The following is a 15,355-nucleotide window of genomic DNA, read 5'->3' on the forward strand; positions in this document are numbered from 1 at the left end:
GTATGGGGGGATTTTTTTGTTATATGCATTGAAAGACAAATTTCTAAATCATTTGCAGTTTAAAATGACTGCTATTTTGTTGACTGTTGTTATATTTGCAGTGGCAGTTATGGCAACAGTCTCCGGTTATTTTATAAAACAACACCTGGAACGGGAAATATATGATAAGCAACGACTGTTATCAGATTCGTTTACATTGCAAATCAAGGAGTATATTACGCAGCATAAAAATGTTGTGGAATCTGTTGCTAAGCTGGAGACATTTAAAAATATGTCGGATTCACAACTTGTTGAGGAAAAATACCTGGGAGTTCCTGAAAATGCCGGCCGGGAAAAGCGGGACGGATTACGGGCATTGCTAAAAATATATCCGGAATTCAGTTATATGGCTTGTTATACAGATAAGATCAAGCTGATATTGGGTGAGCCGTATGCTACGCAAATCAAAGCCAACCCGCAAGAATTCAAAAACGGTTATGCCAACCGGGAGTGGTATAAAGGGATTGAGGCTACAAAAAAGACTTATTTATCGGAAGTTACCTTCATAGCTGCAACAGGCAGGCAATCTGTAGCCATTGCGACGTCTGTTGCCGATGCTGCCGGCACTGTGACCGGATACTGGATGGCGGCCTTGGATTTGAAAAGAATTAATGAAATGACTCAAAAATTATCCTTTGGCACTACCGGTCATGCCTATCTGATCGACAAAAACGGAGCGGTTATCGCCCATCCCGACGATTCGATGTTTAAAGGACAAAAGGAACTAATCAATATAAAAGACACCCCGATTGCCAAACGTGTTCTGAATAAAGAAAGTGGCAAGGGGATTTTCCTGGATCCATTAAGAAATAAGGAAGTCCTTGCTTGCTATTCGCCCATCGAGGGCACAGACTGGAATATCATTATCGAACAGGATAAAAGCGAAGCTTTTGCTGTCATCGATCAGATCAATCTCTTGCTGATGCTGCTGGGACTGATTCTAGTGGTTCTTTTTGGTTTTATTGTGTATCTTGTCACCAAGAGAGTCACACAACCAATTGTTTCGCTGACGAAGGTCGTAACACAAGCGGCAGACGGCAATCTTACCGTCCAGTCGGTATTATCCTCCAAGGATGAAATCGGTCAACTGGGGATGGCGGCTAATGTTATGATTAACAATTTGCGTGATTTGGTCCAGGGAGTTCAGATGAGCACTCACCATGTTTCCGCCTCATCGGAAGAACTTACGGCTAATTCCGGACAGGCGGCACAAGCCTCCAGCCAGGTGGCAGGCGCTGTGACCGAAGTTGCCAAGGGAACGGAGAAACAATTTAAGGCAGTTATTGAGACAGCGGCAGTTGCTGACCAAATAGCCGGCAAGCTGCAGAATACTGCTGCTGCCGTCGCTGCCGTGGCGGAAAAAAGCGATGGGGCCGCCCAGTCTGCGCAAGCGGGTGCTCAGTCGGCGCAATCGGCTATGGAGCAAATGTTAAAAATAGAGCAATCGGTAAATGCATCGGCTGTAGTTGTTGCTAAATTAGGTGCCCGTTCCAAAGAAATTGGACAGATTGTTGATACGATTGCCGGTATTGCCGGACAAACCAATCTCCTGGCCCTTAATGCTGCCATTGAAGCCGCCAGAGCCGGTGAGCAGGGGCGGGGGTTTGCCGTAGTAGCGGAAGAAGTACGGAAACTGGCTGAACAGTCCGGGGAAGCTGCCAAACAAATTGCCCATTTAATCCGAGAAATACAAAACGAAACCGATCAGGCTGTTGCCTCGATGACGGAAGGCAGTGAGCAGGTAAAAGTCGGGACAGAAGTGGTCAATGACGCTGGCAGCGTTTTTCAGGCCATTGCCAGTGTCTCAATGGAAACCAACGAAATGATGAAAAATGTTTTACTGGAAGTACAGCACGCAGTCGGTGGCAGTCAGCAAATTGCCAATTCAATGCAGGAAATCGATCTTTTAAGTAAAGATATTGCCAGTCAGACCCAAACAGTTGCCGCGGCAACCGAAGAGCAATCGGCTTCAATGGAGGAAATAGCTTCCGCCAGCCATAGCCTTGCCCAAATGGCACAGGAATTGCAAAATGCTGTTAAAAAGTTTCAGGTATAACAGACAAGAAGTATGTAAAGAAGACCTATGATCTCTGTAATATAATCAGCTTCCCCCAAAGTATAGAGCTTCCACTATAATGTGCTGCAGTTCGAATTGGGGCAGAGCGTAAGAAATGTTAACTCCTGGCAAATCCGTGTGGATGTGGCAGGAGTTTTGTATTGGCAGGGTAAATACTAAAGGAACAGACTAAGCGGTTATCTAAAAGGAGCAAGTATGTTTTTTAGTTATAATTTATTGATACCCTTATTTATAGTATTGCCTAATCTGCTGTTTGTTGTGCTGCCGCCTCTTAACATGCCGTTACTGGAAAAAGAAAAGGTTATCTGGTTGATTCTTGAGAGAATTGGGCAGGCCGGGGTGTTTTTAGTGCCATTATTCCACATGGTTCATTTGGATACGGTAACGAAACAAGCAGCTTTTGCACTTATAATCATGGCTGTAACAGTTTACTACTTTTGCTGGTGGCGATTCTTTCGTAACAAGAGACAATATATTTGGCTATTTCAGCCATTGGGTATCATACCCATTCCTATGGCAGTTATGCCGCTACTATATTTTCTAGCTTCGGCGATCATCATGGAATCGCTATCCATGTTTCTGGCTGCAGTTTGCCTGGGATTGGGACATTTGCCTATTAGTTATAAATCATATATGCAGATGAAACATCCTGATAATATATAACGGAAGACATGAGAAATACTGTATAGAAGGGTGGTAATTTTATGGGAAGCAAGATTGATTACAAGAAAGAGCTAAAAGAGTTATACCTGGCATCGTCCAAAGCGTGTTCTATCACGACCGTTCCAGCAATGAATTTTTTGATGATTGACGGAAGAGGAAATCCGAATAACTCGCTTGAATTTCAAAATGCTGTAGAAGCGCTGTTTAGCGTCGCCTATACCTTGAAATTCATGATTAAAAAAATTGCCAATATCGATTACGGGGTAATGCCTTTAGAAGGGCTTTGGTGGTGTGACGATATGGAGCAGTTTAGCATTGAAAACAAAGATATTTGGAAATGGACGCTAATGATCATGCAGCCTTCACACATAACCCGTGAACTATTTTCTGAAGCAGCTGAAAAGGTAAGTAAGGAAAAGGGTTTGGTCGCTGTTGATAAAGTTAACTTTGGTACATATGAAGAGGGAAAGGCTGCCCAGATATTGCATATAGGCCCCTTTTCCGGGGAAGGGCCGACCGTTGCGAAACTGCATACATTTATTTCGGATAATCAATACCAGATGAATGGCAAGCACCATGAAATTTACCTGAGTGATACCAGGCGAGGCAAGCCGGAAAACTGGAAAACTATTATAAGGCAGCCAATTGCCTGAAATAAGGCGGCGATAAAGTAGGAGTCTTGTTTCAGTACATAAGGAGAATTCGATGATTATAAGAAAAGAAACGGAGAAAGATTTTAGTCAGATATATGATCTAGTGAAGGCTGCTTTTCAAACAGCTAAGGTTTCTGATGGCAAGGAACAAGATTTTGTCAATCAACTGCGCAGCAGCAGCAACTATATTCCAGAGCTTGCTTTGATTGCAGAGGAAAATGATACGTAGGCGATCCTGGCTATTACCATAGATTTGGATTTAAGGCATCTGTAGAGTTTGGTATTACGCAACTCCACAATATTCCTGACGAGTACGTACTGGCGTATGAATTAGTTCCTAACGCATTGCTTGGGACCAGCGGGATAATTGAGTGGCAATAATGTTAAAGAATAATAGCGATGGACATGTGTATTATGAAATAAATTTGGTAACGGCGAAAATCGATAGAGCTTTGCCATAATGATAATTACCAGGAGGTTATAAAAAATTAAGCTGATAACGCTGAGTGAAAAAAACTTAGAACAGGAGCATATTTGCTGTGCCATTGCCGACAAAAAAACTGCGCCAGGTGTAGTGTTGAAGAAAGCATGGTTGAGAAACCGGTTTGATGATGGACTTGTTTTCAGGAAAGCGGCCGTTCGGGGAAAAGTGTTCATTGAATATCTGCCTGCCGAAAACGCATGGTGCCCCATTGATGCCGACGGCTATATGTTTATCAATTGTTTCTGGGTGGCTGGACGTTACCAGAAGCAGGGATACGGCACTGAACTATTGAATACGTGTTTTCGTGATTCGGCAAGGCATAAGGGAATTGTTATCATTTCGAGTGCTAAAAAGAGGCCATATCTCTCTGATAAAGCCTATCTGTTTAAGAAAGGCTTTGAAGTCGCGGATACGGCTCCGCCCTATTTTGAACTTCTGGTTAAACGGCTGCAGCATGATGCCCTGCTGCCTAAATTTAAGGAATGCGTAAAAGCACCTTCTCTTTCTTCTAAGCGGGGATTAACCGTGCTGTATACCGATCAATGCCCGTTTGTGGATTATCATGTACAAAAAGAGCTTACTGCCATTGGTGAAGAGTATAATATCCCGATAAACCGCATCAAGCTGGAAAGCAAGGAACAAGCCCGGCAATCGCCGGCTGTATTTACCTCCTACAGTGTTTTTTATAACGGTGATTTCCTGACTCATGAAATTCTGACCCAAGCAAAGTTCCGGAAGTTGTGGGATAAAATTAAGGGGTGAAGGGCAGCTGATGACATAAAAGTGCTTGACAAGCTTGGCTATAGCTAATAAAATAATAAACATATTGACTGACTGGAAAACCAGAGGTGAGTAGCCAGAGGCTATTCGCCTCTTTTTGTTACCATTTTAAATATAATACATAGGGGGATATCAGTGAAAAAGTTACTTGCTTTATACCTACTAATTATTGCTGCACTATTCATTGGCGGATGCGGCTCTGCGGAAAGTCCCAAACAAGAAGAAAAGATACTTAAAGTCGGTGTTACCTCCGGCCCCCATGCGGAAATCCTGGAACAAGTTAAAAATGTGGCTGAACGCGACGGCCTCAAAATTCAAATCGTTGAATTTAATGACTATGTCCAGCCCAATACGTCCCTTGATCAGGGGGAAATTGATGCTAACGCCTTTCAGCACCAGCCTTTTCTGGACAATCATGTAAAAGACCGGGGCTATAAGCTGATATCTATTGCCAAAACTGTTATTTTGCCGATGGGCATCTATTCTGATAAAGTGAAAAAATTAGATGAGCTTAAGGCTGGAGCCTCTGTTGCGATACCCAATGATCCTTCCAACGCCGGCAGAGCGCTGCTGTTATTGGATCAGGCTGGATTAATCAAGTTAAAACCGGGCGTGGGAGCGGCTGCGAGCGTGCTGGATATTGTGGATAATCCCAAAAACCTTAAGATCAAAGAATTAGAGGCTGCCTTAATCCCCAGGGCGATAGCAGATGTGGATATTGCTGCGATTAATACCAGTTATGCGCTTAAAGCAGGTCTGGTACCTGCCCGGGATGGCCTGGCTCTGGAGAACTCAAGCTCACCATACACCAATATTCTGGTAGTCAGGGAAAAGGACAAAGATAATCCCGTATTCCAGAAACTGATAAAAGCGTATCATTCAGAAGAAATCAAAAAATATTTAGCTGAGCACTTTAAGGGATCAATTTTGCCTGGATGGTAAAGCAACGCTTTCCTGCTAACTATAAGGTTGCGCAGTTTACACAATAACAAAAGAAAAAATCCTTGGTTGAGTGCTGAATTCTCGGGTTCCTCAATCAAGGACTTTTCTATTATTATCTAAATACCACATGTTGAATTTGAAGGGAGCAAGGTATGAAACGAATTTGGATTGACAGGGAAAAATGCCTGGGGTGTAAATCCTGTGAACTGCAGTGTGCGATTGAGCGTGATTCGGTCAGCAAAACGCTGCTTGGGGCAATACAGGAAACCCCTAAGCCGATCGCCAGGGTAGGCGTTTGCGGCAGTACAGGCAAGAGCTTTCCTTTGCAGTGCCGTCAGTGCCAGGATGCGTCCTGTATCAGGGCTTGTCCTGCCGGCGCCATGCAGCGGGATGAAGACACAGAGGCTATATTCCTGGACCAGGCAAAGTGCCGGGGCTGCTGGATGTGTGTCATGTCTTGCCCATTTGGGGTAATTGTTCCGTCAGATGCTTACAAAGTGGCAGTCAAGTGTGATGCCTGTATTCATATGGAAGAACCGGCCTGTGTCAATGCCTGCCCCACTGGTGCTCTCAGCCAGGGGGATGGTGCTGATTTTCAAAAAATATTGTTGAAAAAGCGGGGACGGCTTGCGCTGTTTGCTTTGCAAAATGGAGGCGCACACAAAGTCAGTCTTGAGTTTGTAGGAGAGGATGATAAGCTATGAAAGAAGTGCACAAAAAATCGATAGATCCTGCTGTCAATCAGGCTCTGGTGACAGCATACCGCAGCAAGACGCCCCTGATCTGGGACCGGGCCGAAGCGATGCAGCCCCAATGCGGTTTTGGCCGGCTGGCTATCTGCTGCAGCGACTGCCAGGACGGCCCTTGCCGGACGAACCCGCTTTCGGAAGAAGCGCAGCAGACCATCTGCGGAAGAGACAAGTATGACCTGGTGGCAGGTCATTTCCTGCAAAAGGCTGCCGACGGCGCCTTGGCGCTGACAAAACTGGCTGGTCAGTCCGGGACGGGTTTCCGTGATGAGGCCATCAGGCAACTGGCAGTATCTGACGACGAAATGATGGTTTTTGAGGATATTGCTGAGCGGCTGAATGTGATTGGGCGCTGTACTAATGCGGCGCTGGCAGACCTTTGCCAGTATCAGCGTGAAGCAGGTGGTGACTGGCAGCCGGCTGTTGTCGGGGTGAATCTGGGGGTATTGCAGGCTGAATCTGTTAATATCGTGTTTCACGGGCATGTGGACCGGCAGGTCGTGGCCGGTTTCAAGGCTGCTGCCCACAATGAAAATATCGCTGTCACCCTTGCCGGCATGTGCGGCAATGAATTTAGCGGCAGCTTCCCACTGCCGGTGGTAACGAATTATGATTCGCAGGAGGCGCCGCTATTGACCGGTCTGGTCGATTTGCTGGTTATCGGCAGTCAGTGTGTTATGCCGTCCCTCCGCAAACTGGCAGGACAGCGGGGAATCGCTGTTCTGCGGGCAACACCGGCGGCAACGGCAACAGAGTATAAGGCTGCTGTTCTTGCGGCGCACCAAGCCTGCCAGCGCCGAAAAAGTACGCCTGTATGTCCTGCTGCATACAGCAATGCCTGTATCGGCTATACGGCAGATAACAGTGTGGCCGTATTTGAACATGTGGTAAAGCAATATGAACAGGGGAAAATACAAGGGGTTGTGTATCTGGGCGGCTGTGGTGTGGTGGCCAATACCCAGGATGAGCAGCCGGTCAGGCTTGCTGCCGCGCTCATCGATGCCGGGTATCTGGTGATAACCGCCGGCTGTGCGGGAACCGCCCTGGCGAAAGCCGGCATGTGCCAGCCTGCCTGGCGAAACGGCGATTACACACTCTGTGGTGTTTTGCCGCCGGACGTACCACCGGTGCTTCACCTTGGTTCCTGTCATGACGCGGGGGAACTGCTCGGAATTGCTGCGCTTTTACAGCAGCGCCTGCCACTGGCAGCGGTCTTTCCGGAAATCAATCACAATAAAGTGCTGGCAACGGCAATTGGTTTTTCTGTTGCCGGCATCCATACCTGGCTTGGTTACGAGCCTATCCCTGACGATGCCGTTCTGCCGGGAAGCAGCATCCTTCCCTTACCGGCTGTACCGGAGCTTTTGCAAGCCCTGATGGAAGCTGCTAAGAAATGAGTACAGGGAAGAACTATCTGATCATCGGTCAGGGAGCCGCCGGGGCGGCGGCGGCGAATGAATTGAGACGACTGGACAACGATGCGGCGATTACGGTGATTGCCAATGAGCGGGAAGGCTTTTACAGCCGGATTGATCTTCCGGATATAATCAGCGGGAAACGCAGGCCCCAGGATGCGTTGCTGCAATCACCGGCGCAGTTTCAGGCTAAAGACATCCATTGTCTTACCGGCGTACAGGCCGTCAATATTTGCCCGGAGGAACACAACATCGAGCTTTCTTCCGGGCAGCGGCTGAATTATGACAAGCTGCTTTTGGCAACAGGGTCTCTGCCTATACTTCCCAAACTGCCAGGCGTGGAAGCGGCAGGCGTGTATACGTTGTGGACGATGGATCAGGCGGCTGAAATCTCGCTGGCGGCCGCCAAGGCGCAATCCGCCGTGGTGATCGGGGCGGGGTTGATCGGCCTAAAAACCGCACTGGCTCTTCTGCAGCGGGGCTTGCATGTGACTGTCATTGAAAGAATGAACAGGATACTGCCGCAGCAACTTGATGAACTAGGCGCAACACTCCTGGAAAGTGCCGTCAGGGCTGGGGGAGTGGAGGTATTCACCGGTGTGCAGGTGGATGCGGTGGAAACATGCGGTGGTAAGGTTACCGGTATTAGAGCCGGTACGCGGCTGGTGCCATGCGAAATGGTGATTTGTGCTGCCGGTATAAAGCCGGATAACGCTACTGCCCAGACGGCAGGCCTGGACATTGGGGCAGGTATTGTTACCGATGAATTTTTACAGACGTCCAGAACAGATATTTATGCTGCTGGCGACGCTGCGGAGGTATTGGATGTATTTGGCAGGCAGCGCCTTCTGTCAGCCGGCTGGCCGGCAGCTGTTGAACAGGGTATAATTGCCGCCAGAAATATGTCAGGCTGCTTAAATGAGCGTTATTTGGGATATTTGGCGAAAAACAGTGTTGAGATCGCCGGTATACCGCTTGTATCAGCAGGCAATGTGCAGGGCAAAGACGGGCATGAAATCCTATCTCAGCAAAACGGGCGTGTATATAAACGGTTAGTATTTAAGGATAACCGTCTACACGGTTTTTTGTTAATGGGGGATATCCGGCAGGCGGGAGTACTGGCCGGCGCCATTGCCCGGACGGACGCTGCCGGGTGTATGTCCGTGACCGGCGCTTGCTGCAGCTATGTTGACTTGCTGGCATTTTAAGGAGGGCTGTTATGCGAATCGATAAAAATAAATGTGCCGGCTGCGGCCAGTGTACTGAGTTTTGTACCCTTGGCAAGATTGCGTTTCGCCGGCGTGATGCTGGGACCGGGAAGCTATACTATGAAATTAATGAAGACGAATGTGTGGATTGTGGGGTTTGCCTGCGGGCAGAGGTATGTTCTGCCAGGGCCCTGTTTATGCCGGACTACGAATGGCCCCGTACTGTCCGGGCTGCTTTTAGCGATCCGACTGTCGAGCACCGTGAGACCAAGGTGGCAGGACGGGGAACGGAAGAGATTAAAACCAATGAGATTACCGGGCGGATTAAACGGGGATTTGTGGGGATTTCCTGTGAGATGGGACGGCCCAGTGTCGGTGCCCGCTTCCGTGATATTGAAAAAGTAGCTGTTGCGCTGGCACAGCTGGGTGTGGAATTTGAGCCGAACAATCCCTGTACCCGGCTGATGGCCGATCCGCAAACCGGTATCTACAAAGAAGAAGTCAAAAATGAAAAAGTGCTTTCGGCGATTATTGAAATGATTGTTCCCCTGGCAAGAATGACCGAAATCCTGACGGCTATCCGCCGCGTTGCCGCAGAGGTTGACTGTGTTTTCTGCGTCGATTTGATTTCCGTGCTGGAGCAGGATAATACAATACCAACCCTTCCCCTGCTTAAGTCGCTGCAGTGGTCTGTTTCATTAAACGGTAAAATGAATACCGGTCTGGGCAGACCGTTGGCAAAGGAGGGTTAATTCATGTCTCACACATTGCACCGGCGTGGTACACCGGAGAATCTGGAAAATGATTTTCCCATGCACGCTTTACCGGCCCGCGGCTTTAACCATGAAGGCGCCAGGCCCAAACTGCAGAAATTTTTAGAGATTGCGCATGCGCACAATCCGGTTAATCTGGGCGACGTCAAGCTTGGTAATAAGTATGTGACAGAGTATGAAGAGCTGTATGAGAAGCTGACGATCAGCAGCACCCATGCCGTTCTGGCTGATAAGGACGACCTTACGGCGCTGCTTGCAGACGTAAAAGCGGCCGATCTGGGTATGTCGCTTACGATTTCCGGATTGTTTGCAAGACTGTTCGAATGCTGCGCCCAAGCAGGGATTCAACCCCATGCTGTGGAGCACTCCCTGGGAGTACTGGGCAAAACGGAAAAAATGCCGGAAGAAGAAATAGCGCAGATAACGACGATGTGCGGCCATGCTATGGTTGCGCAGGGCTTGGTCCGCCGTCTGGTCCGTAAGGTGAAAAAGGGAGAAATGACGCCGGAAGCGGCTGGTATTGAGCTGGCCAAGCCCTGCCGCTGCGGTATATTTAACCCTGCCCGGGCGGCGGTGCTCATTGATGAATACTGCGCATTGTTTACAGTTACTGTTAAGTAACTATTGCGATGCCGGCTATGCTGCCTGGCTTGGCTGTCAGCAGGGATAGATATAGGGTTTGTCGAATGGGACCGTGGAGAACATAATGAAGGAGGTGTGATATGAGTAAAATACGGTTCGCGATCGTAGGGACAGGCTCTATAGTTCCTATTCATGCCCAGGCAATTTCAAGCATACATGATGCCTCTTTGGTCGCTATTTTTGGTAAAGATGTTGCAAAGGCGCAGGACCTTGCAGCCAAATTTAATTGCGATTGGTATACTGACTATCAAAAGCTGCTAAAAAGAACAGATATTGATGTTGTATCGATATGTACTCCTAGTGGACTGCATGCTGAGTTAGGGATTGAAGCTGCGCTGGCCGGTAAGCATGTTGTTATCGAGAAACCAATTGATATCACATTAGAAAAGGCAGATGCTTTGATTAAAACCTGCCAAATGCAAGGCGTTAAGCTGGGAGTCATATTCCAGAGACGTTACAGTGATGGTGTTATCGCTTTGAAGAGTTTACTCGATCAGGGTAAATTCGGGAAACTGATCTTCGGAGGATGCTATATTAAGCTATACCGGAGCCAGGAATACTACGACAGCGGTGCCTGGCGTGGTACATGGGCTATTGATGGCGGTGGTGTGTTAATGAACCAGGGCATCCATTATATTGATATGTTACAGTTTCTGGCTGGTCCGGTTGCGGAGGTGACAGGGCATTGCGGAACTTTGGGGCATACAGGGCTTGAAGTGGAGGATACCGCTTCGGCTGCTGTCAAATTCCAATCCGGTGCGCTGGGAGTCATTGAAGGCACTACCTGTGCGTATCCTGGTCTGGTCTCACGTATCGATATCTATGGCACAGAAGGAAGCGCAGTTATTGAAAATGATGTACTTACCTCGGTCCAATTAAAATCAGGGTATGAATATAAGGTTGGAAGTAATACCGACAATGCCGGGGTAAGCAGCCCTGATATTTCGTTTGAATGTCATCAGCGCCAATTTCAGGAGATAATCACCGCAATTAAAGATGACATCGAACCTTCAGTGAACGGTGTAGAAGGACGTAAAGCTTTAGAAGTGATACTGGCTATTTATAAATCTGCATTTACACGCAATAGAGTAACATTGCCGCTGGCAGACAGCTTATTTTTAAAAGATCTGGCAAAGTCTGGCTGGTGAATCTAACGGGTTTCAATCTAGAGCCTAAACTCCCGGATGTCTACAAGTAATCTGCACGAATTGACCAAGTCCTCGCCCCGTTATCGGTGCGGGGCTTTTGCTTGTCCAAAGAGATCTTCAGTGATGGAAAGATAGATTGCCACTAGTGGAAACATTATTGACAGAAGTGGCAACAATATTTCCACTAGTAACAAATCCCGTAAAAAAATCTACCTTGCAGCGGGTGGTGTTGAAGCAATAGTCAGAAAATAAGCCCTTGATATTGCAAGCTAATACAAAGTAAAATTGAAGATATCCTTTGTGTTAGGAGCGCATAACTATGGCTGTAATTCGCTGGCTGGTTAAGACAACAGACCGCATTGGTATGATTCAGGATGTGGTTCAGGTATTTTCCCGCGAAGGAGTAAGTATAAGCTCGATGGAGGTCTCGACAGGACAAATTTTTATCAAATTTTATGTAAATGCTGCAAGTAGACTGGAAGAAATTCTGAAACGGGAACTACGTGCGCATACTGATATTATTGATATCATAGATATTGCTTTACAGCCTTATGAACAAAGAGAAAAAGAATTGCAGGCTGTTTTGGAGTCAGCCAATGAGGGAATTATCGGCCTGGATAGCGAGGGGACCATCCGTTATATCAATTCAGCGGCAGCAAGCTTGCTTTATGTTGAGCAAGGGAAAGCGGTAGGGCAACAAATCAAACAATTAACAGGGGCTGATACTCAACTGCTGGAGCTTTTAACAGGTCACAGTTTTGATAATCAACAAATGCTGACAGATACGCCCCGCGGTATCCTGCATTACTTATGTTCCGGACGGCCAATAAGAAATGAGAACAATCAAATTATCGGAGCTGTAGCGACGCTGAAAAGTATGAAGGCAGCTCAAAAATTAGTTCATTCGATGATTAAAAGCCAGATTTTTGGTTTTAACGATATTATTCGTGCCAGCTCAGCAATGGAACACGTTATCGGCATTGCCCAAAAGGTGGCGATAAGTGATTGCACGGTTTTAGTCAGAGGAGAAAGTGGAACAGGTAAAGAGTTATTCGCCAGGGCTATCCATGAGGCCAGTTCCCGCAATAAGCAGCCTTTTGTACCCATTAACTGTGCCGCTTTACCAGAAACTTTATTAGAAAGTGAACTGTTCGGATATGAAGAAGGCGCTTTTAGTGGTGCGAAGAAGGGGGGAAAGATTGGTTTATTTGAAGCAGCTCATCAGGGCACCTTATTTCTTGACGAGATTGGTGAGCTATCACTTATTTTACAGGGAAAACTGTTGAGAGCCATACAGGAGGGGGTTATCCGGCGGGTGGGAAGCAACAGCCATATTCCGGTTGATGTCCGGATTATCGCCGCAACGAACCGGAATCTGGAAGAAATGGTGGAGACAAAGCAGTTTCGGCAGGATTTATATTACCGGATTAATGTTATCCCTATCACTATTCCACCGCTACGGGAACGACCGGAGGATGTCCCGTTACTGTTAAAATATTTTCATGCGAAATATTGTATTGAATTAAATAAAAACCTGGAGTTTTCTCAGGCTGCCTACAGTCTTTTGACATGCTACGAGTGGCCGGGGAATGTAAGAGAGCTGCAAAATGTGGTCCTGCGGGCAATCCATCTTACCTTTGACGGAGATATTGAGATCTCCAATCTGTTACTAACAGGTGAAAAAAACCTTGAGTATGGCAATAGGCTGGAGCGGAATGAAAGCAGTCTTAAGAAGACAATAGATCATACTGAAAAAGCAATCCTGGAAAAAGCCCTGAAAAAATATGGCAGCGCCCGGGGGGCAGCCCGTGAGGTTGGTCTATCTCATACTGCCGTTTTAAATAAGATTCGGCGCTACAAATTAGAGCATTTACTGTCTTCTGCTTCTCGCAAGGAAGGTCCATTTAGAAAAAGGCAGTAATCATAATTTAACATAAGTAAAAAGCTGTTCTCATTGATTTACCATGCTTTTGACGGCATGGTTTTTCTTTTTCAGTATGTTCACGCTTTGGTATGGGGAATATGGCATGAAAGTTGCGAAGAAAATTTTGTATATAGAGAACGAGGAGGTAGTTTTATGAACAAGCATCAATATGCAGGCTATAATACTACAATCATTCATGCCGGACAATCACCAGATCCATTGACAGGTGCGCTATCGACCCCGATCTATCAGACATCAACTTTTGTATTTGACACTGCTGAACAAGGTGCCGCCAGATTTGCTTTGGAAGAAGAGGGCTTTATCTATACCCGGTTAGGAAATCCAACCCAACAGGCACTTGAATTAAAAATGGCAGCACTTGAGAAAGCAGAAGCAGCCATAGCGGTTGCTTCTGGTATGACGGCGATTGCCGCCTCGCTGTGGACGCTTTGCAGCAGTGGCGATCATATTATTGCCGCTGATACCCTATATGGGTGTACACATGCGCTTTTGTCTCATAGCATGCCTAAGTTTGGCATTGAGGTCACCTTTGTGGATGCAGCTGATCCAGAGAATATCCGCAAAGCGATGCAACCAAATACAAAGGTTGTATATATTGAGACCCCGGCCAATCCAACCCTAACAATTATTGATATTGCTGAAACTGCTAAGCTGGTGCATGCTTACAATGCGCAGCTTGTTGTAGACAATACCTTTATGTCTCCGTACTGCCAACGCCCGCTGGAATTAGGTGCTGATATCGTTGTACATAGTGCCACTAAATATATTAACGGGCATGGTGATGTTGTCGCCGGTGTTGTTTTAGGGAAAAGAGACTTTATTAATCAGGTTCGCTTTGTGGGAGTAAAAGATATTACCGGTGGCTGTATCAGCCCGTTTAATGCGTGGCTGACTCTGCGCGGGCTGAAAACCCTCGGCGTTCGCATGGAACGCCATTGTAAAAATGCCATGCAGGTTGCTCAATATCTAGACAATCATCAGAAAGTGAAAAAGGTGTATTACCCGGGTTTAAAAAGTCATCCCCAACATCAGCTTGCTTTAACACAAATGTCCGGCTTTGGGGCTATTATTAGCTTTGAGGTAACCGGCGGCGTGGCTGCAGGGCGTTTAATCATGAATAATGTTACGCTTTGTGCACTGGCAGTGAGTCTTGGTGACACTGAAACACTGATTCAGCATCCCGCATCGATGACTCATTCACCAATTCCCCGGGAAGAACGTCTAAAAGTGGGTATTAGTGATGGTCTTATTAGGCTGTCGGTTGGGCTGGAAGACCCGGAAGATATTATTATCGATCTTGCACAAGCACTGGCGCTGCTATAGAATCCGCAGGGAAAAAAGGGATAGTGTCTGGAGCGTTACCAACTTATAGTGCAAAACATTGGTTTGTTAATAGCGGCAAACTGTGATAGTATATTAGAATTAACAATCACGAATGGAGAAACTAAAATTATGTCTGATTTGCCAAAGTGCCCACAATGTAATTCGGAATATACGTACCAAGATGGAATTCTTCTTATTTGCCCGGAATGTGCTCATGAGTGGACTGTAGAAACTGCAGACCGTGAAGACAAAAAGATTATCAAAGATGTAAATGGCAATGTCTTAACCGATGGTGACACAGTAACCGTAATCAAAGACCTGAAAGTCAAAGGAAGTTCATCAGTCGTAAAAATAGGTACAAAAGTTAAAAATATACGGTTGGTTGATGGCGATCATGATATTGATTGCCAAATTGATGGTTTTGGAGCAATGAAATTAAAATCTGAATTTGTTAAAAAGGTATAAAGGTAGTTTGAAACCGAAATAGCGCAAACAAGCATTAACCCTTGGGGTT

At 46.6% G+C, this 15,355-nt stretch carries 15 protein-coding genes; all 15 read left to right on the plus strand.

The genetic code is table 11. From position 1 onward, the window contains the following. On the plus strand, positions 1–2,095 hold a 2,095-nt coding region (locus VN379_RS11985), incomplete at its 5' end, for a methyl-accepting chemotaxis protein (protein WP_325534109.1). 216 nt (positions 2,096–2,311) lie between these two features. Next, positions 2,312–2,779 (plus strand): hypothetical protein, encoded by a 468-nt coding sequence (locus VN379_RS11990; RefSeq protein ID WP_325534111.1) that lies wholly within the window; start codon positions 2,312–2,314, stop codon positions 2,777–2,779. Positions 2,780–2,820: 41 nt separating this feature from the next. Next, positions 2,821–3,432: a GyrI-like domain-containing protein gene (locus VN379_RS11995; protein ID WP_325534113.1), complete on the plus strand. Its 612-nt coding sequence runs from the start codon at positions 2,821–2,823 to the stop codon at positions 3,430–3,432. 52 nt (positions 3,433–3,484) lie between these two features. Next, positions 3,485–3,661, plus strand: coding sequence for a hypothetical protein (locus VN379_RS12000; protein ID WP_325534117.1), 177 nt, complete (start codon positions 3,485–3,487; stop codon positions 3,659–3,661). 345 nt (positions 3,662–4,006) lie between these two features. Continuing rightward, the gene (locus VN379_RS12005) at positions 4,007–4,678 is read left to right on the plus strand and encodes an N-acetyltransferase (protein ID WP_325534119.1); all 672 of its coding nucleotides are present in this window, start codon (positions 4,007–4,009) and stop codon (positions 4,676–4,678) included. A 153-nt stretch (positions 4,679–4,831) separates the two neighbouring features. Further along, positions 4,832–5,638, plus strand: a complete 807-nt coding sequence (locus tag VN379_RS12010) for a MetQ/NlpA family ABC transporter substrate-binding protein (protein ID WP_325534121.1) — start codon at positions 4,832–4,834, stop codon at positions 5,636–5,638. 152 nt (positions 5,639–5,790) lie between these two features. Beyond that, positions 5,791–6,342, plus strand: a complete 552-nt coding sequence (locus tag VN379_RS12015) for a 4Fe-4S dicluster domain-containing protein (protein ID WP_325534123.1) — start codon at positions 5,791–5,793, stop codon at positions 6,340–6,342. Continuing rightward, entirely contained in the window at positions 6,339–7,784 is a 1,446-nt protein-coding gene (locus tag VN379_RS12020; RefSeq protein ID WP_325534125.1) for a hypothetical protein, read from the plus strand. The genes VN379_RS12015 and VN379_RS12020 overlap by 4 nt, the downstream gene beginning before the upstream one ends. Next, positions 7,781–9,010, plus strand: a complete 1,230-nt coding sequence (locus tag VN379_RS12025; protein WP_325534127.1) for an NAD(P)/FAD-dependent oxidoreductase — start codon at positions 7,781–7,783, stop codon at positions 9,008–9,010. Before VN379_RS12020 ends, VN379_RS12025 begins: the two co-directional genes overlap by 4 nt. Positions 9,011–9,021: 11 nt before the next feature. Further along, entirely contained in the window at positions 9,022–9,762 is a 741-nt protein-coding gene (locus VN379_RS12030; protein WP_325534129.1) for a ferredoxin family protein, read from the plus strand. A gap of 3 nt (positions 9,763–9,765) precedes the next feature. Continuing rightward, positions 9,766–10,404 carry a hypothetical protein gene (locus VN379_RS12035; RefSeq protein ID WP_325534131.1) on the plus strand — a complete coding sequence of 213 codons (639 nt, stop codon included), beginning with the start codon at positions 9,766–9,768 and terminating at the stop codon, positions 10,402–10,404. 101 nt (positions 10,405–10,505) lie between these two features. After that, positions 10,506–11,573, plus strand: coding sequence for a Gfo/Idh/MocA family oxidoreductase (locus tag VN379_RS12040; protein WP_325534133.1), 1,068 nt, complete (start codon positions 10,506–10,508; stop codon positions 11,571–11,573). 319 nt (positions 11,574–11,892) lie between these two features. After that, positions 11,893–13,494, plus strand: coding sequence for a sigma 54-interacting transcriptional regulator (locus VN379_RS12045; RefSeq protein ID WP_325534135.1), 1,602 nt, complete (start codon positions 11,893–11,895; stop codon positions 13,492–13,494). A gap of 156 nt (positions 13,495–13,650) precedes the next feature. After that, complete coding sequence (gene megL, locus VN379_RS12050; protein ID WP_325534137.1) at positions 13,651–14,841, plus strand: methionine gamma-lyase; 1,191 nt, start codon at positions 13,651–13,653, stop codon at positions 14,839–14,841. 129 nt (positions 14,842–14,970) lie between these two features. Further along, positions 14,971–15,306, plus strand: coding sequence for a zinc ribbon domain-containing protein YjdM (locus VN379_RS12055; RefSeq protein WP_325534139.1), 336 nt, complete (start codon positions 14,971–14,973; stop codon positions 15,304–15,306). The last annotated feature ends 49 nt before the right edge of the window (positions 15,307–15,355 follow it).

Origin of the sequence: Sporomusa sp. (genome assembly GCF_035561255.1) — a bacterium.
Taxonomy (GTDB): Bacteria; Bacillota; Negativicutes; order Sporomusales; family Sporomusaceae; genus Sporomusa.